This window comes from Butyrivibrio sp. X503, from assembly GCF_003625475.1.
Lineage (GTDB): Bacteria > Bacillota > Clostridia > Lachnospirales > Lachnospiraceae > Butyrivibrio.
Map to the genome: position 1 here is coordinate 402,640 of NZ_RAIQ01000003.1, position 22,995 is coordinate 425,634.

Sequence of the window (22,995 nt, forward strand, 5' to 3'; positions counted from 1 at the left end):
CCGATTAAAATGTCAATACTTCAGGCTTCTGAGCTGCATGTGGATGCTCAGCTCCTGCGTAAACGTGGAGTTTTGTGTACATCTCTCTTCCAAGAGATCCCTTGGGAAGCATTCCCTTAACGGCATGCTCGATAACTCTCTCAGGCTTATCCTGGAGCATCTGACGGAGTGAGAACTCCTTGTGATGACCAACATACTCTGTATGGTGCCAATACATCTTCTGATCAAGCTTCTTACCGGAAACTTTGATCTTCTCAGCATTGATAACGATCACATAATCACCTGTATCAATGTTGGGAGTGTAGATGGGCTTATTCTTTCCTCTAAGTACGTTTGCAACGTTAGAAGCAAGACGTCCAAGTGTCATATCTGTAGCATCAACTACATACCACTTCTTCTCAACTGTAGTTGCACTAGGCATATAAGTTTTCATTGAATTTCCTCCAGTAAAACAATTACTTAATTGGTTACCTATGCGAAAACCCTTCACCTGATTCTCACATTATATGATGTACATATTGTAGCTTACCGGGACAACAATATGACATTTTCAAATAAAAGTGGACATGGCGTCACACAGTAAGATATTATATAACCCAATTTGCTCGATTGTCAATACATTTTCTCACTATTTCCGCCTCAAAAAAACACACCGCAAAGGCGCATGTTTTCTCACTCTTCGGCGTTTACGTACGGCACGCCGTCCAAGAACTCGTATTTTATAAGGAAAAGACCTTCCGGCGGCGCTGTAGGGCCTGCTGCCTTCCTGTCCGTCTTCTCAAGCATCTCTTTTACGTCGATAGGCTTGTTCTTGCCCCTTCCGACCATGATAAGCGTTCCGGCTATGATCCTTACCATATTATATAAGAAGCCGTTGCCCGTAACGCGGATGATAACCTCATCTCCGTGCCTGAAAACCTCGATATCCTTGATCGTCCTAACATGCGAAAGAGCTGTCGACTCAACATTACAAAAGCTGGTAAAATCGTGCTCTCCGACAAGATACTGCGCTGCTTCCTGCATCAGCTGCTCATCTAGAGGCATGCTGAAGTGATAAGTGTAGAACCTCTTGGTAGGAACAGGCATCTTAGTATTTAATATGCGATATTCGTAAGTCTTTTCGGTATTGCAATGCCTGGGATGAAAGTCGGGAGCGACCTCGGCTGAAGCCACGACCCTGATATCCTTGGGCAAGATATGATTTAAGCAAAAAGAGAACCTGTCTCCCGGAATGGTTGACGCGGTATCAAACACAGCGATGTTGCCGTATGCATGAACCCCTGAATCCGTGCGGCTTGCGCCGATAACCTCGACAGTCTCTCCGGTGAGCCCCGAAATAGCGCGATTAAGCATCTCTTCTATAGTATTGTGGGTACTCTTTTGAAGCGCCCATCCGCTGTAAGAAGTGCCGTCATATGAAACTGTCAGCATTATCCTGTGCAAATCGCTCATCTAAACAATATCCTTCCGACAACTATAGCAACTAAAAGATATGAATAAAGAACACCGTAGGCTATCCTATCTCTCTTTTTATAAATAAGAGGCTTCATCTTGGTCCTGCCGTCTCCGCCCCTGTAGCATCTTGCTTCCATAGCCATTGCCAGGTCCATAGCCCTTCTGAATGCCGATATAAAAAGAGGTACCAGCAAAGGAACCAGGCTCTTAGCCCTATTTATCAATGATCCGTTCTCAAAATCTGCTCCCCTTGCCATCTGCGCCTTCATGATCTTGTCGGTCTCTTCCAATAATATAGGAATAAATCTGAGCGCGATCGACATCATCATCGATATCTCATGTACGGGAACGTGGAGCTTCTTAAGCGGTCCGAGCACACTCTCCATACCATCCGTAAGGTTATTGGGCGTAGTCGTCAAAGTCATGATGGATGAACCCGTGATCAGGAATACGAGCCTTACCGCCATCATTGACGCCATCTTAAGTCCCTCGTATGTGATCGTAAACTTCCAAAAGCTCACAAGCTCTTTTCCGGGTGTCAGAAACAGATTGAACACCATGGTGAGCAGCAATAGGAAAAAGATAGTCTTCATTCCCCTAAAGATAAATTTGGGAGGAACATTGGAGAGCTTGATGCACACAGCAAGAAAAACTCCCGCTATGAGATAGCCCCAAAAATTCTTCACCAAAAAGAGTGACATGATAAAAACAAAAGTCGCCACAAGCTTAACTCTCGGGTCGAGCCTGTGAATGACCGAATCTGTTCTATAATATTGTCCGAGTGTAATGTCTCTTAGCATCTTCCAAACGCCTTCAAAATCTCATTTTTTGCCTGTTCCATAGTTGTTGCCTTAGCATCAACCGGAAAGCCTGCCTTTGCAAGCTCCTGCATGACATATGTAACCTGAGGTGCCGCAAGTCCGATCTCCTCAAGTTCCTTGTAATGTGCAAAAACGTTGACAGGTATATCATCAAAGGCAACGCGGCCTTTGTTCATGACTATGATCCTCTCCACATAATCAGCAACGTCGTCCATACTGTGGCTTACAAGTATGACGGTAATGCCCATTTCATCGTGAAGTCTTTTTATAAGTCCGAGAATATCCTCTCTACCTTTGGGATCAAGACCTGCAGTAGGCTCGTCAAGGATGAGAACATCCGGCTTCATCGCGATGACTCCCGCGATAGCCACTCTTCTCTTTTGACCACCCGAAAGCTCAAATGGTGACTGGTAAAAATACTCATCGTCAAAGCCAACCATCTTGAGGGCTTCATATGCGCGAAGCTCTACTTCCTTCTGTGGAAGCCCCAGGTTCTTGGGGCCAAAGCACACGTCCTTAAAGCAATCCGTCTCAAAGAGCTGGTGCTCCGGATACTGGAAAACAAGTCCCACCTTGGATCTAAGCTCTTTTTTATTAAAATCGGGATCGCTTATATCCTTGCCGTTGAAGTAAACCGATCCGCTTGTCGGAGTCTCAAGACCGTTAAGGTGCTGGATAAGTGTTGACTTACCCGATCCGGTGTGCCCGATAAGTCCGATAAACTGGCCATCCGGGATCTGAAGATTGACATCGATAAGCGCAGCGTGCGCCATCGCAGTATCTTCATCGTATATGTAATTGACATGATCAAGTATTAGCGACATTTTTAATCCTTTTAAGCTCCTCGACCAGCTCTTCTCTTGTAAGTATTCCGTCGGGAAGCGGTAATCCGTTCTTTTTAAGCTCATGAGCAAGAAGTGTGACCTGCGGAACTCCGAGCCTAAGCTCTTTTAACTTCTCAACCTGTGAAAAGATCTCGCGCGGCGTGCCTTCCATCGTGACACGTCCCTTGTCCATTACAAAAACCTTGTCCGCGTAGATAACTTCTTCCATATAATGAGTGATAAGTATGACCGTGATGCCCTCAACCGTGTTAAGCGCCCTTGCAGCTCTTATCACGTCCTTACGTCCGTTGGGATCGAGCATCGCCGTCGGCTCATCCATAATGATGCACTTGGGATGCATCGCGATGACGCCTGCGATCGAAACTCTCTGCTTCTGTCCACCCGATAAATGATTGGGCGAAGACTTTCTGAAATCAAGCATTCCTACAGCTCTTAAGCTCTCGTCCACTCTCTCCCAGATCTCATTTGTCGGAACTCCCATGTTCTCAGGTCCGAATCCGACATCTTCTTCAACAACCTGACCGATTATCTGGTTATCGGGGTTCTGGAAGATCATTCCCGCTTCCTGCCTGATATTCCAGAGGTACTCTCCGTCGGAAGTGTCCATTCCGTCTACAATGACCTTGCCTTCCGTCGGATACAAAAGAGCGTTGAAGTGCTTGGCAAGCGTGGACTTACCCGATCCGTTGTGCCCGAGGATAGCAATAAACTGCCCCGGCTTGACATCAAGATCAACGTTATCAACGGCTCTTGTGATGCCCTCAACATTGCCCTCTTCATCTCTTCTGATATATTCAAATACTAGATTATCTGTACGTATCATCTGTTTTTACCTACCATATCGAAATATTATAGCATAAATGTGGTACTATTTATGTAGTAATTTCGCATTTATATTTACGCATCGGGGGAGTTTTCCACATGAACAATAAATCCAAAAGAGATATCTTTTTTCTGTTAGCACTTATAGTGGCGTGCGCCATTCTTGCCAGAAGCTTTGCGGGACATGAGACCCTTGAAGAGTACGCCAAGAGCCATTCATCACAAGCATCTACCGGATCATCTTCGGCACAAGCTTCCACAGAAGCATCTTCGGCAAAAGAATCATCGTCGGAATCCACTGATCATTCCTCGGCAAAAGATTCCTCAACAGAATCCACTTCTATTGAAAATAGTGCTACTGCCTCTTCGACTGATGAAGTCAATTCAAGTGTCACAAACAGTTCTTATATCCCATATGATAATGACGTTTCCGACACCAGAGTCACATACTCCGAAGGCTTCTATTATGAGGCTTTACCGGATTCGATCATAACCAAGATAACAAATGTGTCATATCCGAAAGATTGTGAAATTTCATTGGATGATCTCAGATATTGTGTGATGCTCTATGTTGATTTCGAAGGAGAGACAAAGACAGGCGAAATGATCTGCAATAAATCGATCGCCGATGATGTTATGGAAATATTCCATGAACTATATGAGAATGATTATCGCATCGAGAGTATAAAGCTTATTGATGATTTTGATGCGGATGACGAAGCTTCCATGGAAGCGAATAATACGTCCTGCTTTAATTATCGCCCTATCTCAAGCGGAAAAAAGCTTTCTAAGCACGCCACGGGAATTGCTATAGATTTAAATCCCCTATACAATCCTCAGGTTAAATATAAAAACGGTTCCACCGTCATATTACCCTCAGGAAGTGAGGAATATGCAGACAGAACCGCTGATTTTCCATATAAGATCGATCAAAATGACCTGGCTTACAAACTCTTTACAAGCCATGGTTTTTCTTGGGGCGGAAATTGGAATTCTTCCAAAGATTATCAGCACTTCGAAAAGAAGAACGGCTGATCACTCTTTCTTTTCCCCGGGTTCAAGTGCCTCTTTTTCATTCTTTATCTCCCAATGGATAAGGAATGTGAGAGTTGCTCTTAAAAGGATTATTGCGCCCAAAATCCCGAGCTCGGCCCATTCTCTTACAACAACTGTCCTAAGCACCTCTCCTCCAAGCTTAAATTCCAGAGCCAGTGCTATTCCTTGCGCAAGCTGAAGTCTGATGGATTCATCTTTTTTCAGCCAGAAAATGAAGCACTTAACGGCCGTAAATACCAAGATGCAAATTCCAAAGAATTCCAGTAACAGTGTGGAATATTCAACCACATACCTCAAAATGTAATCCGCATTGTTGTAGATCGCTTCCATGTTGTCCCCTTTTGTAATTTAGAAAGTAAGAAAGCTTATATTTGTCTGATTCTATTATATACGCAATACAGATTATTTCAAAATTTAATTTTATGATATTTTCATAAATTTTGATGAAATATCGTTCAAAAATATAAAATTAAGAGATAAAATTATATTAACTTCTGTTATTATCTAAAAATTCAAGGAGACTTACTAATGGGAAAAGTAAACGAAAAGCGACATACAAAGATCAAAAACAAACTTCTGTTGTTCTTAGTTCCTGCCGTAGTTGCTACTATTCTTATTTTGGTAATCATTTCAGGATTTCTATCCAGCAGAAGCATGACTTCGATGGCAACATCCCAGTTAAATTCTTCAATTTCCAATCAGGCTGACAATATTGAGGCCTGGTTAAATGATAATCTTCAAAATTTCGCAACCGTAAAGCATATGGTCGAAAAAGCTCATCTTCCCGAAGAAGAGCTATCTAAGATGATGACCGAGCTATACGGTTATAATCCCTATTGTAAAAACGGCCCGTATATAGCTACGCAAAGCGGAAAAGTTTTTAAAGCTGAGGAATCCACAAAGAACACTGATAATCCAACCGAACAGATCTGGTTCAAGCAGGGTCTCAGCCACGTTAACATGGTCTACGGAAATACTTATAAAGATGCTGACGGTGTCAGCGTTATAAGTGCTTCCGGTATCATTAACGACGGCTCAGACGATCTTAAGGTCATTGCTGCGGATCTTTCACTCGATCAGATCAGTATCATCGTTAATTCACGAGTAAAGATGGATCAGGCTTCTTCTTTCCTTGTTGATCTTACGGATAATACGATCCTTGCTCACAGAGATAAAAACAGAGTTTCTACCAAGCTTACTACCGGTGACAGTGATAAGCTCATGGCTGATATTGCCGAAAGAGTCATCGCAAGAAACTACATGACAGTCACCTTAGATAATAACGTAGTTGCTTTAAAGCAGATTGCCGGAACCGATTGGGTCCTCGTTTCATATGTTGATAAAGACACCATTATGAAGGACGTGACCGGTCTGGTTACCACTCTTATCATTGTTGGGATCATAGCAATTATTCTCATTGTATTACTTATTAACTTCATGGTATCTAAGGTTATCGCTCCTCTTGGCGGAATCACCAAGAACATCTCAGATATGTCAGCAGGTGACTTTACCATTGATGTCAAGCAGGAAAGCAACGATGAGATCGGTGTCATGGGCAATAAGGTTAACGAATTCGTTCAGTCCATGAGAAAGATGCTCAGTACCATCAACGATGAATCCAAGGTGCTAAAAGAGCAGTCGGATAACTCTGATATTGTATCCAAGAGCATGTTTGAAGCTTCACAGTCACAGTCTGAAGCTATGCAGAATCTTAATAATACAGTTGACCAGCTTGCAGTTGCGGTTAATGAGATCGCTCAAAACGCAACTACTCTTGCTATGGTTGTTTCAGATACACGTGATAATTCCATGCAGGCCAATGACAGCATGAAAGAAACTGTCGAGATCAGTAAAAAAGGCCGAGACGACATGGAACAGCTTGCTGAAGCGATGCAGGATATCAAGACAAGTAATGATCAGCTTGTAAATTCAATCAACGAAGTAGGCAAGGCTTCGGAAGAGATCACAAATATCGTTGGTCTTATCGCCGAGATTGCCGAGCAGACCAACCTTCTTTCACTCAATGCTTCTATCGAGGCAGCCCGTGCGGGTGAGACCGGTAAAGGATTTGCGGTTGTCGCTACCGAGATCGGTAAACTTGCTCAGAACTCCGCAGCAAGTGCCGAAAATATCGCAAAGCTTATTGATGATGTAAGAAGAGCTATCGACAGCGTTGTTGAACAGGCAGAGACCAGTGCCAAGAATATCGAAGCAAACAGCGATCTTATCAATACCGCTGTTGAAACATTCGACCAGATCTATCAGAACATTGAAAAGTCCAATGAACTTATTGACCTCATGATACAGGATGTACAGAAGGTTGATGATGTTGCAAGTAATGTAGCAGCCATTTCGGAAGAACAGGCCGCAAGTACTGATGAAATCCAAGAGACCAGCCGCAGAATGGTTGAGCAGGCCAACAACATAACCCAGCACAGCCAGGATGTCGCTGACAATTCACACAAACTGGCAAGCACTTCCGAGACACTTACATCCTATGTACAGCAGTTCAAGATTTAATAAGGAGACCAATTATGAAAAATCGAATTAAAAAATCAGTGGCTTTTCTGCTTTGCAGCATACTGCTTGCTCTTTCTGTCACAGGTTGCGGTGCAAAATCCGCCGCCGGCTCAATTAACGGAAACGGCACCAAAATACTAATGTGTCTCCATGACGATACAGATACATTCCTTAATACTCTTTGCGAGACGATCGACCAGAGAGCTAAAGAAACGGGCTGTACGATCGATACCGTGTATTGTCAGAGCGATCCCGAGATTCAGATGAAGCAGATCGCTGATGCAGAAGGCCAAGGCTATAACGCCATTATATGCAGACTGGCTGATGCTACTACTATCCTTCAGATGGAAAATGCAGCGGGCAATCTTCCAATTGTCTTCATAAACAACGAACCCGATTCCGATTATCTAAAGGGTGACAGATACGTTTATGTAGGCTCTTTCGAGCAGGACGCCGGAAGATTCCAGGCTGAATATATCTGGAACGGCCTTGGAAAGCCTCAGTCTATGAATGTCATCATCTTAGAAGGAATGAAGGGCCATGCCGCTGTTCCTCAGCGTACAAATGCCGTTAAATACTTCTTCCTTGATAACGGAGTAAATGTAAACTATGTATTCGTAGATCACGCAGATTGGTCTGATACCGTAGCGTATGACCAGCTTGAAATCTTTAAAAAGACCAAGCAAGACTTTGACTGTATCATCTGCAACAATGACCCTATGGCAATAGGCGCCATTAAATGGCTACAGGATAATGGATATGATACTCACAAAAAGCTTGTAGCAGGTATCGACGCTACTGTGGACGGCTGCGCAGCCATCAGAAGCGGCGATATGTATATGACGGTTCTTCAGGATACCGTGTCACAGGCAAACGTATCAGTTGACTGTGCCATCACATTGGCAAAAGGCGGATCCGTATCATCGATGTCAGGTTCAACAGAAGACCTTAAGTATGTATGGGTTCCATTTGTTCCTATAACGCCTCAGAACATCGATCAATACAAATAATCAATATTCATTATAAGATAAAAAGAAAAATCGAATTTAGGCAAAATAAAAGAGATTTCAGGGCATATGCTCTGAAATCTCTTTTTAAATCTCATTAAATATACAAGCAAGTATTAAACAAGCTCAAGAACAACCATCATAGCTGCATCGCCTTTTCTCTGGCCGATCTTGATGATTCTTGTGTAACCACCCTTACGATCAGCGTACTTAGGTCCGTACTCATCGAAAAGCTTTGCTACAAGGTCAACTTCCTTAGTGTTTCTCTTTCTTCCCTTGTTCTCCTGAGGAACATCAAGTACAGGATAAAGAGTCTTAAGAAGCTGTCTTCTTGCGTGCATACGTGAAGGCATATCCTTCTTGATTTCCTTCTTAACGGTTGTGTACTTAGTAACCTTCTTACCGTCAACAACTTCCTTTACTCTTCTGCCGTCCTTGTCCTTCTCAGGAACTTTGCAATCAACTGTAAGTGTCTCGAAGTTGTCTTTTTCCTTAGCTGCAAGAGTGATCATAGGCTCTACGATCTTCTTGATCTCTTTTGCTCTTGCCTCTGTGGTAACAATCTTTCCGTTGTAAAGAAGTGCTGTTACCTGGTTACGAAGAAGTGCTCTTCTGGGCTTTGTTGCTTTTCCAAGCTTTCTGTACATTGCCATGTTTATTTACATCCTTTCTCATTCGCAAGGTTCCCCTTGCAGTGGTACATCACAAAATGCGCATCGGTCTTACTTTTATGATGTTGTTGCATTGTCCATTATGAGAATCCGCATTGGTACGCATCGGATTTACCCTCCGCGGATATCATATCAATTCATATAGATATTACTGTTCGCTGTCTATTCTGAGTGAAAGTCCGAGCTCATCAAGCTTAGCAAGAACCTCCTCAAGTGACTTACGTCCAAGATTACGAACCTTCATCATATCATCAGGAGTCTTGTTTGCAAGTTCCTGAACGGTATTGATGCCTGCTCTCTTGAGGCAGTTGAATGAACGAACTGAAAGCTCAAGCTCATCAATTGACATCTCGAGAACCTTGCCCTTCTCGTCATCTTCCTTCTCTACCATAACCTCAGCGGTCTTAGCATTCTCGGAAAGATCGATGAACAGGCTTAAATGCTCACTGAGTACCTTAGCCGCAAGGCTTACAGCCTCGTCGGGAGCAAGTGTACCGTCTGTGTGAACATCAAGTGTAAGCTTATCAAAATCAGTTACCTGACCTACACGAGTATTCTCTACAGTTACGTTAACTCTCTCTACAGGTGTGTAGATAGAATCGATTGCGATCACTCCGATAGGAAGATCTCCTGACTTATTCTTGTCAGAACTTACATAACCTCTTCCCTTTGTGATTGTAAGCTCCATGTAGAGCTTAGCATCTTTTCCGGAAAGTGTAGCGATAACCTGATCGGGATTCATGATCTCAATATCCTGGTCAACCTGAATATCAGAAGCCTTTACAACACCCTCGCCGCTGAACTCAATGTATGCAGTCTTAGGCTCATTGGTATCTGAAGAATTCTTAATGGAAAGATTCTTGATATTCATAATGATCTCAGTTACATCTTCCTTTACTCCGGGAATAGAACTGAACTCATGCAGAACGCCTTCGATCTTAACCTGGCTTACTGCTGCTCCGGGAAGTGATGAGAGCATAATCCTACGAAGGGAATTGCCCAGTGTAATACCGTAACCTCTCTCAAGAGGCTCTACTACGAATTTACCATATTTCTTATCATCTGAGATCTCAGCAACTTCAATATTTGGTCTTTCAAAATCAAACACTGATATACCCTCCTTATGTGCTTAGTCAACAAGTTATTTATTATATGTGCCCTACTAATTACTTAGAGTACAACTCGACGATAAGCATCTCGTCAACGGGAACGTCGATAATATCCCTTGAAGGAAGCTCTTTGATTGTACCCTTGAGGCTCTCCTTGTTAACATCAAGCCACTCAGGAACGAGTCTTGCTGCAGTGATTTCTGCGATATCCTTGAATCTCTGGATATTCTTAGCAGCATCCTTAACTTCGATAACGTCTCCTGCCTTGATAAGGTATGAAGGAACGTTGATCACCTTGCCGTTAACAGTGATGAACTTGTGAAGAACAACCTGTCTAGCCTCTCTTCTTGTTCTTGCAAATCCCATTCTGAAAACTACGTTATCAAGTCTTGTCTCAAGAATAGTCATAAGGTTTGCACCTGTCTGACCCTTCATTCTATCAGCTCTGTCATAGTAGTTTCTGAAAGGCTTCTCAAGAACGCCATAGATGAACTTAGCCTTCTGCTTCTCACGAAGCTGAAGAGCATACTCACTCTTCTTACCTGTTCTTGAAGATGTTCTCTTGGACTTCTTGTCATATCCAAGGAATGTAGGATCCAGATCGAGAGATCTGCATCTCTTTAATACGGGAACTCTGTTTACTGCCATGTTTGGCTCCTTTCTTTTTCTCAGACAACCTCGGTCGTCTGATGTTGTTTACAGTGTTTGCGCACCTTCGTCCAACGAGTTTTAATATACATCTATAAATCTATATATGCACATGTAACTACATTGATGTTGTGAAGCACACAAATTTATGTGTTTCCACCCCTTTATTGCTTACACTCTACGACGCTTAGGCGGGCGGCATCCGTTATGAGGTACAGGTGTTACGTCTGTGATAGATGTAACTGTAAGACCACTTGCAGCGAGGGCTCTGATTGCAGCCTCTCTTCCTGATCCGGGTCCCTTAACGAATACATCAACAGTCTTAAGGCCATGTACAAGCGCAGCCTTAGTTGCTGTCTCTGCAGCTACCTGTGCAGCATAAGGAGTAGATTTCCTTGAACCCTTAAATCCCAGACCGCCGGCACTTGCCCAGCTAAGAGCGTTTCCTGCAGCATCTGTCAATGTAACGATAGTGTTATTGAAAGATGACTGAATGTGTGCCTGTCCGTGTTCAACGTTTTTCTTGACACGTTTCTTTGCAGCTGATTTCTTAGCTGCAGTTGCTTTCTGATTTGCCATTTTAAACTAACCTACTTTCTTCCTATAAATACTAGTTATAATGTTACTTCGCTCATCTGCCATGCTCAGATACAATAAAGAAAAATTATTTCTTCTTGTTTGCGATTGTTCTCTTCGGTCCTTTTCTTGTTCTTGCGTTTGTCTTAGTTCTCTGACCACGGCAAGGAAGTCCTCTTCTGTGACGGATTCCTCTGAAACATCCGATCTCTGAAAGTCTCTTGATGTTCATAGCGATCTCTCTTCTAAGGTCACCTTCTACATCGTAGTCGCTACCGATAATCTCGGCAATTCTCTTAACTTCTTCATCTGTAAGATCACGAACACGTGTGTCCGGATTTACTTTTGCTGCTTCAAGAATCTTGTTTGAGCTTGTTCTACCGATTCCGTAGATATATGTCAAACCGATCTCTACTCGCTTATCTCTGGGTAAATCTACACCTGCAATACGAGCCATTTTAATTCCTCCATTGAATAAATATAAATAATAGTTGTGAGAAGCTTATCTTCTCTTGCTCCGATCAAAATACCCCGGAGCGGTTACTTGTTTGATTGGGGCAAATGACATGCCCAACCGGACAGGATCATCCGATCTTTCCAATACGCTATAGATCAGCATGTTCTATATTGGTATCAAAAAGTAATCCGAAAACGGCTCGAATTATCCCTGTCTCTGTTTGTGCTTAGGGTTATCGCAGATAACTCTGATAACGCCCTTTCTCTTAATAACCTTGCACTTCTCGCACATAGGCTTAACAGAAGACCTAACTTTCATTGTTACTCCTTTCCTGCATGGTACAGCATAATGCTTAAAGAAGGGCATAATATCCCCTCTAAATAAAAAGACCATTTAACATAGTAACATAATCAAAGTCAATAGGCAATAGATTTTTTACAATATTTCGATATTAGTTTTCATCATCCTGAGCGTTGTTGTTGAAGCTTACTCCTCGGTTGATGTCACCCTTAAAGTTCTCGCCGAAATTGTAATCGTTTCCGGGGAGGATGATATTGAGAAGAATGCCGAGTATAGCTGCTATTGCAAGTGGTGTAAGTGTAATATAAGGCATTACTGCATAGAATCCAAAGAAATGAAAGCTTCCGCCAAACGTAATACCGTTTGTAAAGCCAAGTCCGGAAACAAGGATTATCGCAGCGATAATAAGGTTTCTTGACTTGGTAAAGTCAACCTTGTTCTCTACAACGTTTCTTACGCCGATGGCTGAGATCATTCCGTATAATATGAAGCTTATTCCTCCGATGATCGCTGTAGGCATTGTTCCGATAACATCAGAAATCTTGGGGATAAAGCTGATAACAATAGCATAGCAAGCTGCGATACGAACTACCTTGGGATCGTAAACCTTTGAAAGCTCAAGAACACCGGTATTTTCGCCGTATGTTGTATTTGCAGGGCCACCAAACAGTCCTGCCACTGCTGTAGCAAGTCCGTCTCCGAAAAGAGTTCTGTGAAGACCGGGATCTTCGATAAAGTTATTTCCTGTTGTCGCGGAAATAGCTGAAATATCTCCAACGTGCTCCATCATAGTTGCAATAGCGATAGGTGCCATGACAAAGATGGATGTAATGTCAAATTTGGCAATAAGGAAAGGAGGAAGTCCAACCCAGCTTGCCTGTGCGATAGGCTCAAAGTTGATGATCGCGCTTCCGTCAGCATTGGTAAAGCCTATAGCCTGCATGATAAGAGCAACGACATAAGCAATTACAACGCCCATAAGTATGGGAATGATCCTGAACATTCCTTTTCCCCAAATATTAAATATAACAACTACCGCAAGCGCCACAAATGCAAGGAATACATTGGCTGACGCATTACTGATAGCAGAAGGTACAAGCGAAAGTCCTATACACATAATGATAGGTCCGGTAACAACAGGCGGAAGAAAACGCATAACCTTCTTAACTCCCACAAGCTTTATGACAACCGCAAGTACAAGGTACAAAAGCCCCGCAATAACGATTCCGCCGCAGGCATACGGTAACTTCTCTCCGTAAGTCATATTGGCATATTTGCCTGTATTTAAATTTGCTACTGTTGAAAAGCCGCCCAAAAAGGCGAATGACGATCCCAGAAAAGCAGGAACCTTAAATTTGGAAAAAACGTGGAATAGGAGAGTTCCCAGTCCCGCAAAAAGAAGTGTAACCTGTACCGAAAGTCCTTCACCCTGGAAATATCCGTTTACAAGGATCGGAACCAAAATAGTTGCTCCGAACATGGCAAACATGTGCTGTAATCCCAAAATAGCCATCTTCGGTTTCCCCAACGTTGTTGCATCATAAATAGCCTGTCTCTTTTCACCCATAACAATCCTCCATAAAAATAAAGAAATAAAAAGAAATCTTGAACGACGGTAGATTGCCCGTCATTCAAGATTATATCATACTTACGCGCATTTTTTCGTAATGTTTTTTGTCATCCGTGCTTCACCACATGGCAGCCTTTTCCTCTCTCTTTTGCCTCAAACAAAGCACGTCCCGCCATGTTTTTGAGCTCCTCGAAAGAATGCGAATTCTTGTCCTCGCATATTCCGATACTGCAAGAAAAGCCCTTGGCGTCTTCGATCTTTAACTTTGCAAGATCCTGCTGGATATTCTTACATCTCTTTTCTATAAAGGTCTCAGGCATCTCGCCCATTACAAGCACCATGAACTTATCACCGCCGACACGACCGACAACGTCGCTTGGGTGAAAATACTCTCTAAGAATAGCACCAAAATGCTTAAGCGCCTCATCACCGATCTGATGGCCGTAGTCCTCGTTTATATACTTAAAATCATCAAAATCAAAAACAAACAGTGTTGCTTTTGCGCCCGGATTTCTCTCCGTGATATATTCCTTGCTTCGTTCTTCAAAAGAATTTTTGTTCAAAAGACCCGTGAGTATATCCGTCTTACTCTTTTTCTCCATATCGTGCGTCACTTCACTTCTGTCCGTTATGTTATTCATGAGCACATAATAGCAAAGGCTCGTGACCATTATGGAAAGTGCGATAAAGATAATATCCTCGCGGATCACGGGATTTCTTTTTATCCAATAATCAGCTGAAAGAAAGACAAGTGCTAGTCCTATCTTATATATAAGCATTCGCACGAAATAATCGAGATATACCGAAGTGATTATAAATATTCCGATCGGCAATATCACAGACATTCTTGAAGGTTTGATATACGCTTCCGTAAGCCCGAACGCAAGAAAGATAACAGAATAAAACGCGAGCGAAAAAACTCTTACCCTGTTAAAACTTATGCGTATGAACGGAACGGCCTGCCTGTACGCAAGATAGCACAAGCCGACCACGATCACGGGAACAAACAGAAATGCATCGAACTGTATTGTCAGATTACAGCACCAGGATACTACAAAATAAATGAGTATGCTGAGCGTAATAAAGATTGGCGACTGCTCAACCGCTTTAATATTGTCCGATGCTATCTTTTTCTCATTATAAGCAATAAAAAAATTGCTTCCCTCGTATACTCGATAAAATCTCTCTAACATTTGGATATCCTCTTGTACACACAAAGAAAAAGCCATGTCTATACATAAAATTATAAGACATGGCTCGATTTTGTACAATAAAACATTTATTAAGTTATGAAAAAAAGCTCATAAAACGCTTTCAGATATGCAGAATTTAGCTTTTCCGCTCTTTTTGGCCTTATACAAAGCTTCATCCGCAGCGTGATACAACTGGGTAAAATTGCGTCCCCAGGTATCCTCAACGATTCCTATACTGCACGTAAGTCCCGAGGCCTCATCAATCGTAGTCGTCTTAAACTCATGAAGTACGCTTCGACATCTGCGCTCGGTAAATCCTTCCGGCATCTCACCCATTACAAGTACCATGAATTCATCGCCTCCGATTCTGCCTATAACATCGTTGGGATGAAAATAGCCCTGCAGGATCTGGGAAAAGGTCTTTATAACCTTATCGCCTGTCTGGTGTCCGTAATGATCGTTGACGTATTTAAAATTGTCCAGATCAAATATGAAAAGAACACATTTCGCACCGGCTATCCTGTTGGTGAGATATTCGTTGCATCGCTCCTCAAAAGAAAGCTTGTTGAGTACGCCTGTGAGAAGATCCGTCGTACTTCTCTGAACCAGTCTCTTCCTGTCTTCACCCTTATCCGCAGCCAGATCTATGATCTCATAATAGCAAAAGCATGAGATAAGAACTGCCGTTACAGCGATCATGATATCCTTTCGAACATCATAATACGGTCTTAAGACATAGTCCATGGCACCGTAGATTGCCGTAAGTAGCACCTTGAACCAGGTTGTCTCCACAAAGTTGTCCACGTAGACAGCCGTAAACGCAACCATGGCAAACGGAAAGAAAATACATCTGGATTCAGTGTTGTGAATAATATCGACATACGAATAGCTTAGTATGATCCAAGCATAGAATATAAAGCAATAAATCCTGGTGAGTACAAAGCTCTCGGTAATATTGCTCAAGAATACTCTCTGAAAAAAGGCTATGCCTGCCGCGATAAGACAAAGCACTATCTGCGCAGCATAAACCGGATAGTTCCCTGAAAACAAGAACGATAAACAAAGAAGCAAAAGGCATACGCAAGTGAGAAATATTATAAGATCCCCCGTATTTCTAATGTTGTCCTCCGCTATCCTTTTCTTGCTATGATGTATGAACGAAACGCTGTCGAAATATCTGTCGAAAATTTTCTGTATCATGAATCCCTCACACAAGAACAGGCGTTAAATTATACAACTATATTTTTATTATACTATTTTATTTATTCGGATAAATAATTATTTATCTCTCCAGATAATTCTTCCTTTTGTAAGATCATAAGGTGAAAGCTCGAGAGTAACCTTATCTCCGGGAAGAATTCTGATGAAGTTCTGGCGGAGCTTACCACTGATATGAGCAAGAACAACGTGTCCGTTCTCAAGCTCTACCTGAAACATGGTGTTGGGAAGCTTCTCGATTACTTTTCCTTCGATTTCAATAACATCAGCCTTTGACATCTTTTATCTCCTTATTACAAATTTAAATCAAATAATGGTTAATATCTCCGGTTCACCATCCGTGATGGCGATGGTATTCTCATAATGTGCCGCATATGAACCGTCTACTGTAACAACAGTCCACTCATCGTCAAGCCAGCCGACATAGCGCTCACCCATTGTAATCATGGGTTCCACACATATTGTCATGCCTTTCTTAAGCTTGATTCCTCGTCTCCACTGCTTATAATTGGGAACCGTAGGTTCCTCGTGAAGACTTGTTCCGATGCCGTGTCCTGTGAGTTCTCTGACTATGCCGTAGCCATGTGGCTTAATATAAGCATCTATTGCCGCAGATATATCATACAGCCTGTTTCCCGCCTTAGCCTTTTTAATTCCTTCAAAAAAGCTCTCTCTGGTAACATCAATGAGTTTCTGCGCCTCATCGCTTATCTTGCCGACACCCCAAGTTCTTGCCGCATCAGAATGATACCCCTTATATATAAGTCCCGTATCAAAAGAGACTATGTCTCCTTCTTGCAGGATTCTGTCTCTGCTTGGTATTCCATGAACGACCTCGTCGTTTACGGATATGCACACAGATGCCGGAAAACCTTCGTAGTTCTTACAATTAGGTATTCCGCCAAGAGCACGGATAGTCTTTTCCCCGATCTCGTCGAGCTCATAAGTCGAGATACCGGGGCGAAGAGCGGCATGAAGTTCTTCATGAACCTTAGCCAAAAGATGCCCTGACTGTCGCATAAGGTCTATTTCATTATCTGTTTTAATACTTATAGACATATATTAACACCAAGACCTTAAGCATTCAAAATGCTAACGATATCATTAAATACAACCTGCATATCCTTAGTTCCGTCTACAGATTTTAAGATACCTTTTTTCTCATAATAATCAATAAGAGGCTGAGTCTGCTCATGATAAACGCTGAGTCTGTTCTGAACTGTCTCGGGCTTGTCATCATCTCTCTGTACAAGCTCGCTTCCGCACTTATCGCAGATTCCGTCTTTCTGTGGCTTAATATGCTCAATATGATAGGTAGCACCACACTTAAGACATGCTCTTCTTCCTGACATTCTGCGAACGATATTCTCATCCGGAACATCTACATTGATGGCAAAGTCAACCTTGTCACCAAGCTTTGTAAGTTCGGCATCAAGTACGTCTGCCTGAGGGATGGTACGTGGGAAACCATCAAGAACATAGCCGTTCTCACAATCCTTATTAGCTACTCTGTCAAGCAAAAGCTCTACTGTAAGCTCATCGGGAACGAGCTGTCCTTTATCCATAAACTCCTTGGCCTTCTTGCCAAGCTCAGTTCCATTCTTGATATTTGCTCTGAAGATATCTCCTGTTGAGATGTGGGGAATGTTGTACTTCTCCGCGATCATCTGAGCCTGTGTTCCTTTTCCCGCGCCGGGTGCGCCTAACATAATAATTTTCATAAATCACTATCCTTCTCTAAAAGTAGAATAAGAGGTTGCAAGACTCGCACATGGCGAGTCCTGTACCTCTTTTTAGTTACAAAAAATTAGTCTTCCAAAAAGCCTTTGTAATTGCGAACCAGCATCTGAGATTCAATCTGCTTGATTGTCTCAAGGATAACGCTTACCACGATGATAAGGCTGGTTCCTCCAAATGAAACCTTAGCTCCGAACATACCGTTAAAGAAGATGGGAAGCACACCGATGATGGTGAGTCCGCAAGCTCCGATAAAGATAATGTAGTTCAGAATGTTTGTAAGATATTCGCTTGTGGGCTTTCCGGGTCTGATTCCGGGTATAAATCCGCCCTGCTTCTTCATGTTCTCTGCAATCTCAATAGGATTGAAAGTAATTGACGTATAGAAATACGCAAAGAAGATAAGCAAAAGAATATATACCACTAATCCAATCGAATAGTTCCAGTGATTGGGATTACACCAGTTACTCTGGCTAAGATAATTCACAACTTCAGTCCAGAATTCGTTTCCTTTATTACCTGTTAACTGTAATATAAGACCGGGGAACTGGAAAAGTGACATTGCGAAAATAATAGGCATAACGCCTGCTGTATTAACTTTAAGGGGAATCTCCGAACGGTTTCCACCGTAGGTCTTTCTACCCTGTATCTTTTTGGCATACTGAACAGGAATTCTACGCTCAGCGCCATTAAGAACTACTACCAATACAACCATTATAACGATTACTGCAAGAATAATTATTGCAGAAACCACTCCCCTAGCAATAGGCTTACCGATCACAAACTGTTTGAAGAGTGCCGCTATATCATTGGGCATTCTTGAAAGAATGTTTATGGTCAGAACTATTGAAATACCGTTTCCAACCCCTTTGTCTGTGATTCTTTCGCCAATCCACATCAGGAATGCACTACCGGCTGTAAGTGCAGCTACAATCTCAATTACAAGGAATACCTTATTGCCTTCCACAAGCATATCTTTTGTTCTTGAGAATCCGATTGCCATCGCAACAGACTCTACAAGTGCAAGAGCAATAGTAAAGAACCTTGTAAGCTTTGTAAGCTTCTTTCTTCCGTCCTCTCCGTCTTTCTGCCATTCCTCAAACTTGGGAATAGCAATTGTAAGGAGCTGAACTATAATGGATGATGTGATATAAGGTGTGATGCTGAGAGCAAGTATTGACATACTCTCAAACGATCCACCGGTGAATCGATCCAAAAAGCCAAGATTATCACCATCTGTAAGACTTGCATACCAACTTTTGAAAACCTCGATATTAACTCCTGTTACAGGAATAGCCGATCCAAGTCTGATTACTGCAAGCATAAAGAGAGTGAAAAGAATTTTCATTCTGATCTCTTTGACCTTTAATGCATTCATTAGGGACTTAAACATTAGATCACCTCTGTTGTTCCACCAAGTGCCTCGATTTTCTCTTTAGCAGCTGCGCTGAACGCATTTGCCTTAACCGTAAGCTTCTTAGTAAATTCTCCGTTTCCAAGAATCTTTACACCATCAAGCTCTTTCTTGATGATACCCTGATCCTTGAGTGCCTGAACATCCACAACTGCTCCGTTGTCAAATACTTCAAGAGCGCTTACGTTGATTCCTACGATATTCTTATGATTGATATTCTTGAAACCTCTCTTGGGAAGTCTTCTGAAAAGGGGCATCTGACCACCTTCAAAGCCAAGTCTGGGAGCTCCTGAACGAGCCTTCTGACCCTTGTGACCCTTACCGGCTGTCTTACCGTTTCCTGAAGCATGTCCACGGCCTCTTCTAAAATTATCGCTCTGTACAGAACCTTCAGCAGGTCTTAAGTTTGATAATTCCATGATATTCCTCCTTCATTTAACTCCGGAGCTCGTACCGCTCAGCGCAGCCGATATCGCTATCTGCCACTCGCGTATACATAGAGCAGCCCCGGATACTATTTACATGTAATCTAGAATAATCTAAAAATTAGATTTCTTCAACTTTTACAAGATGTCTGATCTGCTGAATCTGTCCTCTTGTTGCTGAGTTATCGGGAAGTTCAACAGAACTGTTAAGCTTCTTAAATCCCATTGATTTAACTGTTGCCACCTGCTTAGGAATAGCTCCGATTGTGGACTTAACCAATGTGATCTTAAGCTTCTTATCACTACTCTTTGCCATTGATTTTTCCTCCTATCAAGCAGTTACATCAGCAACGGACTTACCGCGCTTAGCTGCTACTTCTTCAGGTGTCTTAAGCTGAGCAAGGCCATTGATTGTAGCATAAACAACATTCTGCTTATTGTTAGAACCAAGTGACTTTGTTCTGATATTTCTGATTCCTGCAAGCTCACATACTGAACGAGCGGGACCTCCGGCGATGATACCGGTACCTTCGGGTGATCTCTTAAGTAAAACTTCAGCAGAGCCGAACTTACCTACGAAATCATGTGTGATACTGTTGTTCTCATCAAGAGGAACTGTGATGAGATTCTTTGTAGCATCTTCCTTACCCTTACGGATAGCGTCCGGGACTTCAGTAGACTTGCCCAGACCAACACCAACGTGTCCGTTGTTATCACCTACAACAACAAGTGCAGTGAACTTCATGTTACGTCCACCTTTAACAACCTTAGTAACACGCTTGATGGTTACAACTTTATCTGTCAATTCAAGCTGACTAGCATCAACTATTGTACGCTTCATATTGTGTTTTCTCCCTTCTTAGAATTCAAGGCCAGCTTCTCTGGCAGCATCAGCTAAAGCTTTTACTTTTCCGTGGTAGATATATCCACCTCTGTCAAATACAACGGCCTTGATGCCCTTATCTAATGCTCTCTTTGCTACAACATTACCGATCTTTGTAGCAGCCTCAATGTCGTCTGTATTCTTGAGCTCTGCCTTGATATCTTTTTCAAGAGTTGAAGCAGAAACAATTGTCTTGCCGGCAACATCATCAATAACCTGTGCATAAACATGATTATTGCTTCTAAATACTGCTAAACGTGGTCTCTCAGCTGTTCCGCTGAAACGATTACGAATCTTCATGTGCTTTTTAGCACGAACTTTCTGTCTTGATTCTTTACTAACCATTTTGCACTCTCCTTATCTTAATTACTTCTTACCTGTCTTACCAACCTTACGCTTGATAACTTCATCAATGTACTTGATTCCTTTGCCCTTATAAGGTTCGGGAGCTCTCTTCTCTCTGATGATAGCAGCGTGCTGGCCAACAGCCTCTTTGTCGATTCCCTTAACAGTGATTATCTGTCCCTCAACTACTGTCTCAACTCCTTCAGGATCAGTAAGTTCAACGGGATGTGAATAACCAAGTGTAAGAGAGAGTGTCTTACCATTCTTAGCAGCTCTGTAACCTACACCGTTAACCTCGAGCTTCTTCTCGAAACCATCTGTTACACCAACAACCATGTTGTTGAGAAGGCTTCTTGAAAGACCGTGTAAAGCTCTTGTCTTCTTCTGATCGTCAGGTCTCTTAACTTCGATCTGACCATCTGCCTGTGAGAAAGAAATCTCAGCAGGGAATACTCTTGTAAGGGTACCCTTAGGTCCCTTAACAGTCACCTTATTATTTTCTGCAACTTCTACTGTAACTCCAGCAGGAACTGCGATTGGCATTTTTCCGATTCGTGACATGCCCGTACCTCCAATTTACCAAATGAATGCAAGAACTTCGCCACCAACCTGGAGCTCTCTTGCTTTTTTATCAGTTACAACGCCCTGGTTTGTTGAAATGATCGCAATACCAAGACCGCCTAATACTCTGGGAAGCTCATCCTTGCCTGCGTATACACGAAGACCGGGTTTTGAGATTCTCTTAAGGCCTGTAATAACCTTATCGTTTCTGTCTGCACCGTACTTAAGTGTGATGTGAAGATTCTTGAAAGCGCCATCTTCAACAACATCAAGCTTCTTAATATAACCCTCATCAAGAAGAATGTTTGCAATCGCAAGCTTCATCTTTGAAGAAGGAACATCAACAGTGTCATGCTTTGCAGTATTTGCGTTACGAATTCTTGTAAGCATATCTGCAATAGGATCGTTCATTGCCATTTTAAATTGCCTCCTTAATTATTCTTGCTTCGCCTTACTACTCCCCGAATTGAGCAGAGACACGAAGCCGCAATGTTTAAATATATAGGCGTCATACGCAAAATGCTTAACACGCAAGCGTGTATGCATTTTGTTTTAATGACCCTAACAAATAAAAGTTAACTATAAAACTACAGAATTACCAAGATGCCTTACGAACACCAGGAATCTCGCCCTTATATGCAAGCTCACGGAAGCAAATTCTGCAGATTCCGTACTTTCTAAGATAAGCATGAGGACGACCACAGATCTTACAACGGTTGTATGCACGTGTAGAGAACTTAGGTTTCATCTGCTGTTTCAACTTCATGGATAATTTAGCCATGTGTTATTTCCCTCCTATAATTACTTTGCAAAAGGCATATTGAACAGTCTGAGAAGCTCACGAGCCTCTTCGTCTGTCTTAGCTGTTGTTGTGAAAATTACATCCATACCTCTTGTCTTATCGATCTTATCATACTCGATCTCAGGGAAGATGAGCTGCTCTTTAAGTCCAAGTGCATAGTTTCCTCTTCCGTCAAAAGAGTTAGGATTAACTCCTCTGAAGTCACGAACTCTGGGAAGAGCAAGGTTTACGAGACGATCAAGGAAATCGTACATCTTCTCGCCACGGAGTGTAACCTTACATCCGATAGGCATGCCCTCTCTCAACTTGAAGTTAGCGATTGACTTCTTAGCCTTTGTATAGATAGGCTTCTGGCCTGTGATGATAGCCATATCGTTTGCAGCGTTCTCAAGAAGCTTAGCATTCTCCTTAGCTTCTCCAACTGCCATATTTACAACGATCTTGTCGAGCTTAGGTACCTGCATAACGTTCTTATAACCGAACTTCTTGGTCATAGCATCAACGATCTCGTTCTTGTATAAATCTTTATATCTACTACTCAACGTTTAATACCTCCTTCC

General features: G+C 42.3%; 30 protein-coding genes. 3 read left to right on the top strand and 27 right to left on the bottom strand.

The window, feature by feature from the left end:
• Window positions 1–4 precede the first annotated feature (4 nt).
• The 5 genes from rplM to D6853_RS07280 all read right to left on the bottom strand — a co-directional run bounded on the left by rplM (window position 5) and on the right by D6853_RS07280 (window position 3,944).
• A complete protein-coding gene (gene rplM / locus D6853_RS07260) occupies window positions 5–433 on the bottom strand; it encodes a 50S ribosomal protein L13 (protein WP_026515581.1) in 429 nt (142 codons plus the stop codon).
• 239 nt (window positions 434–672) lie between these two features.
• Window positions 673–1,452, bottom strand: a complete 780-nt coding sequence (gene truA, locus D6853_RS07265) for a tRNA pseudouridine(38-40) synthase TruA (RefSeq protein WP_199713008.1) — start codon at window positions 1,450–1,452, stop codon at window positions 673–675.
• Entirely contained in the window at window positions 1,449–2,255 is an 807-nt protein-coding gene (locus D6853_RS07270; RefSeq protein ID WP_120657358.1) for an energy-coupling factor transporter transmembrane component T family protein, read from the bottom strand. Before D6853_RS07270 ends, truA begins: the two co-directional genes overlap by 4 nt.
• A complete protein-coding gene (locus D6853_RS07275; RefSeq protein WP_120657359.1) occupies window positions 2,249–3,100 on the bottom strand; it encodes an energy-coupling factor transporter ATPase in 852 nt (283 codons plus the stop codon). The genes D6853_RS07270 and D6853_RS07275 overlap by 7 nt, the downstream gene beginning before the upstream one ends.
• Entirely contained in the window at window positions 3,084–3,944 is an 861-nt protein-coding gene (locus tag D6853_RS07280; protein WP_120657360.1) for an energy-coupling factor transporter ATPase, read from the bottom strand. The genes D6853_RS07275 and D6853_RS07280 overlap by 17 nt, the downstream gene beginning before the upstream one ends.
• Before the next feature lie 98 nt (window positions 3,945–4,042).
• On the opposite strand from D6853_RS07280, the gene D6853_RS07285 reads away from it, so the two are divergent.
• Entirely contained in the window at window positions 4,043–4,978 is a 936-nt protein-coding gene (locus D6853_RS07285) for a M15 family metallopeptidase (RefSeq protein WP_120657361.1), read from the top strand.
• On the opposite strand, the gene D6853_RS07290 is transcribed toward D6853_RS07285, so the two are convergent.
• Window positions 4,979–5,329 carry a DUF1622 domain-containing protein gene (locus D6853_RS07290; protein WP_120657362.1) on the bottom strand — a complete coding sequence of 117 codons (351 nt, stop codon included), beginning with the start codon at window positions 5,327–5,329 and terminating at the stop codon, window positions 4,979–4,981. It abuts the gene before it with no gap.
• Window positions 5,330–5,527: 198 nt separating this feature from the next.
• Between D6853_RS07290 and D6853_RS07295 the strand changes: the two genes are divergently transcribed.
• Both D6853_RS07295 and D6853_RS07300 read left to right on the top strand, forming a co-directional pair.
• Window positions 5,528–7,519, top strand: coding sequence for a methyl-accepting chemotaxis protein (locus D6853_RS07295; RefSeq protein ID WP_120657363.1), 1,992 nt, complete (start codon window positions 5,528–5,530; stop codon window positions 7,517–7,519).
• Window positions 7,520–7,533: 14 nt separating this feature from the next.
• Window positions 7,534–8,529, top strand: a complete 996-nt coding sequence (locus tag D6853_RS07300) for a substrate-binding domain-containing protein (protein WP_120657364.1) — start codon at window positions 7,534–7,536, stop codon at window positions 8,527–8,529.
• 113 nt (window positions 8,530–8,642) lie between these two features.
• Here D6853_RS07300 and D6853_RS07305 read toward each other — a convergent pair whose 3' ends face one another.
• From D6853_RS07305 to rplE, 21 genes are all read right to left on the bottom strand, one after another.
• Window positions 8,643–9,179 carry a bL17 family ribosomal protein gene (locus tag D6853_RS07305; protein ID WP_120657365.1) on the bottom strand — a complete coding sequence of 179 codons (537 nt, stop codon included), beginning with the start codon at window positions 9,177–9,179 and terminating at the stop codon, window positions 8,643–8,645.
• A gap of 166 nt (window positions 9,180–9,345) precedes the next feature.
• The gene (locus D6853_RS07310; RefSeq protein ID WP_092247173.1) at window positions 9,346–10,305 is read right to left on the bottom strand and encodes a DNA-directed RNA polymerase subunit alpha; all 960 of its coding nucleotides are present in this window, start codon (window positions 10,303–10,305) and stop codon (window positions 9,346–9,348) included.
• 58 nt (window positions 10,306–10,363) lie between these two features.
• Complete coding sequence (gene rpsD, locus D6853_RS07315) at window positions 10,364–10,954, bottom strand: 30S ribosomal protein S4 (protein ID WP_120657366.1); 591 nt, start codon at window positions 10,952–10,954, stop codon at window positions 10,364–10,366.
• 171 nt (window positions 10,955–11,125) lie between these two features.
• Window positions 11,126–11,533 (bottom strand): 30S ribosomal protein S11, encoded by a 408-nt coding sequence (gene rpsK / locus D6853_RS07320; RefSeq protein ID WP_092247179.1) that lies wholly within the window; start codon window positions 11,531–11,533, stop codon window positions 11,126–11,128.
• 85 nt (window positions 11,534–11,618) lie between these two features.
• Window positions 11,619–11,987 (bottom strand): 30S ribosomal protein S13, encoded by a 369-nt coding sequence (gene rpsM, locus D6853_RS07325; protein WP_092247182.1) that lies wholly within the window; start codon window positions 11,985–11,987, stop codon window positions 11,619–11,621.
• Window positions 11,988–12,191: 204 nt separating this feature from the next.
• A complete protein-coding gene (gene rpmJ / locus D6853_RS07330) occupies window positions 12,192–12,305 on the bottom strand; it encodes a 50S ribosomal protein L36 (protein ID WP_013280022.1) in 114 nt (37 codons plus the stop codon).
• A 133-nt stretch (window positions 12,306–12,438) separates the two neighbouring features.
• On the bottom strand, window positions 12,439–13,854 hold the full coding sequence (locus tag D6853_RS07335; RefSeq protein WP_120657367.1) for a uracil-xanthine permease family protein: 1,416 nt from the start codon (window positions 13,852–13,854) through the stop codon (window positions 12,439–12,441).
• Between the two features lie 110 nt (window positions 13,855–13,964).
• The gene (locus D6853_RS07340) at window positions 13,965–15,050 is read right to left on the bottom strand and encodes a GGDEF domain-containing protein (protein WP_158588692.1); all 1,086 of its coding nucleotides are present in this window, start codon (window positions 15,048–15,050) and stop codon (window positions 13,965–13,967) included.
• A 108-nt stretch (window positions 15,051–15,158) separates the two neighbouring features.
• A complete protein-coding gene (locus D6853_RS07345) occupies window positions 15,159–16,250 on the bottom strand; it encodes a GGDEF domain-containing protein (protein ID WP_120657369.1) in 1,092 nt (363 codons plus the stop codon).
• A 78-nt stretch (window positions 16,251–16,328) separates the two neighbouring features.
• Window positions 16,329–16,547, bottom strand: coding sequence for a translation initiation factor IF-1 (gene infA / locus D6853_RS07350; RefSeq protein WP_013280019.1), 219 nt, complete (start codon window positions 16,545–16,547; stop codon window positions 16,329–16,331).
• Between the two features lie 27 nt (window positions 16,548–16,574).
• Window positions 16,575–17,327 carry a type I methionyl aminopeptidase gene (gene map / locus D6853_RS07355; protein ID WP_120657370.1) on the bottom strand — a complete coding sequence of 251 codons (753 nt, stop codon included), beginning with the start codon at window positions 17,325–17,327 and terminating at the stop codon, window positions 16,575–16,577.
• Between the two features lie 17 nt (window positions 17,328–17,344).
• On the bottom strand, window positions 17,345–17,989 hold the full coding sequence (locus D6853_RS07360) for an adenylate kinase (protein ID WP_120657371.1): 645 nt from the start codon (window positions 17,987–17,989) through the stop codon (window positions 17,345–17,347).
• An 86-nt stretch (window positions 17,990–18,075) separates the two neighbouring features.
• Window positions 18,076–19,398, bottom strand: coding sequence for a preprotein translocase subunit SecY (gene secY, locus D6853_RS07365; RefSeq protein WP_120657372.1), 1,323 nt, complete (start codon window positions 19,396–19,398; stop codon window positions 18,076–18,078).
• Window positions 19,398–19,838 (bottom strand): 50S ribosomal protein L15, encoded by a 441-nt coding sequence (gene rplO, locus D6853_RS07370; protein WP_026655616.1) that lies wholly within the window; start codon window positions 19,836–19,838, stop codon window positions 19,398–19,400. The genes secY and rplO overlap by 1 nt, the downstream gene beginning before the upstream one ends.
• A 127-nt stretch (window positions 19,839–19,965) precedes the next feature.
• The gene (gene rpmD / locus D6853_RS07375; protein ID WP_092247202.1) at window positions 19,966–20,160 is read right to left on the bottom strand and encodes a 50S ribosomal protein L30; all 195 of its coding nucleotides are present in this window, start codon (window positions 20,158–20,160) and stop codon (window positions 19,966–19,968) included.
• Between the two features lie 15 nt (window positions 20,161–20,175).
• A complete protein-coding gene (gene rpsE, locus D6853_RS07380; RefSeq protein ID WP_092247205.1) occupies window positions 20,176–20,685 on the bottom strand; it encodes a 30S ribosomal protein S5 in 510 nt (169 codons plus the stop codon).
• An 18-nt stretch (window positions 20,686–20,703) separates the two neighbouring features.
• Window positions 20,704–21,072, bottom strand: coding sequence for a 50S ribosomal protein L18 (gene rplR, locus D6853_RS07385; protein WP_092247208.1), 369 nt, complete (start codon window positions 21,070–21,072; stop codon window positions 20,704–20,706).
• Window positions 21,073–21,093: 21 nt separating this feature from the next.
• Window positions 21,094–21,633: a 50S ribosomal protein L6 gene (gene rplF, locus D6853_RS07390; protein WP_092247211.1), complete on the bottom strand. Its 540-nt coding sequence runs from the start codon at window positions 21,631–21,633 to the stop codon at window positions 21,094–21,096.
• A 15-nt stretch (window positions 21,634–21,648) separates the two neighbouring features.
• A complete protein-coding gene (gene rpsH, locus D6853_RS07395; RefSeq protein WP_026490024.1) occupies window positions 21,649–22,050 on the bottom strand; it encodes a 30S ribosomal protein S8 in 402 nt (133 codons plus the stop codon).
• A 178-nt stretch (window positions 22,051–22,228) separates the two neighbouring features.
• A complete protein-coding gene (locus D6853_RS07400; RefSeq protein WP_022764364.1) occupies window positions 22,229–22,414 on the bottom strand; it encodes a type Z 30S ribosomal protein S14 in 186 nt (61 codons plus the stop codon).
• A 20-nt stretch (window positions 22,415–22,434) separates the two neighbouring features.
• Window positions 22,435–22,977, bottom strand: coding sequence for a 50S ribosomal protein L5 (gene rplE / locus D6853_RS07405; RefSeq protein WP_120657373.1), 543 nt, complete (start codon window positions 22,975–22,977; stop codon window positions 22,435–22,437).
• Window positions 22,978–22,995: the final 18 nt, after the last annotated feature.

Coding starts and splice junctions, on each gene's coding strand:
- rpsH (WP_026490024.1), bottom strand. CDS start 22,050: ATGGCAATGAACGATCCTATTGCAGATATGCTTACAAGAATTCGTAAC.
- truA (WP_199713008.1), bottom strand. CDS start 1,452: ATGAGCGATTTGCACAGGATAATGCTGACAGTTTCATATGACGGCACT.
- D6853_RS07340 (WP_158588692.1), bottom strand. CDS start 15,050: ATGTTAGAGAGATTTTATCGAGTATACGAGGGAAGCAATTTTTTTATT.
- D6853_RS07345 (WP_120657369.1), bottom strand. CDS start 16,250: ATGATACAGAAAATTTTCGACAGATATTTCGACAGCGTTTCGTTCATA.
- D6853_RS07295 (WP_120657363.1), top strand. CDS start 5,528: ATGGGAAAAGTAAACGAAAAGCGACATACAAAGATCAAAAACAAACTT.
- rpsE (WP_092247205.1), bottom strand. CDS start 20,685: ATGAAGCGTACAATAGTTGATGCTAGTCAGCTTGAATTGACAGATAAA.
- rpsD (WP_120657366.1), bottom strand. CDS start 10,954: ATGGCAGTAAACAGAGTTCCCGTATTAAAGAGATGCAGATCTCTCGAT.
- D6853_RS07275 (WP_120657359.1), bottom strand. CDS start 3,100: ATGTCGCTAATACTTGATCATGTCAATTACATATACGATGAAGATACT.
- D6853_RS07335 (WP_120657367.1), bottom strand. CDS start 13,854: ATGGGTGAAAAGAGACAGGCTATTTATGATGCAACAACGTTGGGGAAA.
- D6853_RS07270 (WP_120657358.1), bottom strand. CDS start 2,255: ATGCTAAGAGACATTACACTCGGACAATATTATAGAACAGATTCGGTC.
- map (WP_120657370.1), bottom strand. CDS start 17,327: ATGTCTATAAGTATTAAAACAGATAATGAAATAGACCTTATGCGACAG.
- rpmD (WP_092247202.1), bottom strand. CDS start 20,160: ATGGCAAAGAGTAGTGATAAGAAGCTTAAGATCACATTGGTTAAGTCC.
- rplR (WP_092247208.1), bottom strand. CDS start 21,072: ATGGTTAGTAAAGAATCAAGACAGAAAGTTCGTGCTAAAAAGCACATG.
- D6853_RS07285 (WP_120657361.1), top strand. CDS start 4,043: ATGAACAATAAATCCAAAAGAGATATCTTTTTTCTGTTAGCACTTATA.
- D6853_RS07280 (WP_120657360.1), bottom strand. CDS start 3,944: ATGATACGTACAGATAATCTAGTATTTGAATATATCAGAAGAGATGAA.
- rplO (WP_026655616.1), bottom strand. CDS start 19,838: ATGGAATTATCAAACTTAAGACCTGCTGAAGGTTCTGTACAGAGCGAT.
- rpsM (WP_092247182.1), bottom strand. CDS start 11,987: ATGGCTCGTATTGCAGGTGTAGATTTACCCAGAGATAAGCGAGTAGAG.
- D6853_RS07400 (WP_022764364.1), bottom strand. CDS start 22,414: ATGGCTAAATTATCCATGAAGTTGAAACAGCAGATGAAACCTAAGTTC.
- D6853_RS07300 (WP_120657364.1), top strand. CDS start 7,534: ATGAAAAATCGAATTAAAAAATCAGTGGCTTTTCTGCTTTGCAGCATA.
- rplM (WP_026515581.1), bottom strand. CDS start 433: ATGAAAACTTATATGCCTAGTGCAACTACAGTTGAGAAGAAGTGGTAT.
- D6853_RS07305 (WP_120657365.1), bottom strand. CDS start 9,179: ATGGCAATGTACAGAAAGCTTGGAAAAGCAACAAAGCCCAGAAGAGCA.
- infA (WP_013280019.1), bottom strand. CDS start 16,547: ATGTCAAAGGCTGATGTTATTGAAATCGAAGGAAAAGTAATCGAGAAG.
- secY (WP_120657372.1), bottom strand. CDS start 19,398: ATGTTTAAGTCCCTAATGAATGCATTAAAGGTCAAAGAGATCAGAATG.
- D6853_RS07290 (WP_120657362.1), bottom strand. CDS start 5,329: ATGGAAGCGATCTACAACAATGCGGATTACATTTTGAGGTATGTGGTT.
- rpsK (WP_092247179.1), bottom strand. CDS start 11,533: ATGGCAAATCAGAAAGCAACTGCAGCTAAGAAATCAGCTGCAAAGAAA.
- rpmJ (WP_013280022.1), bottom strand. CDS start 12,305: ATGAAAGTTAGGTCTTCTGTTAAGCCTATGTGCGAGAAGTGCAAGGTT.
- rplF (WP_092247211.1), bottom strand. CDS start 21,633: ATGTCACGAATCGGAAAAATGCCAATCGCAGTTCCTGCTGGAGTTACA.
- D6853_RS07360 (WP_120657371.1), bottom strand. CDS start 17,989: ATGAAAATTATTATGTTAGGCGCACCCGGCGCGGGAAAAGGAACACAG.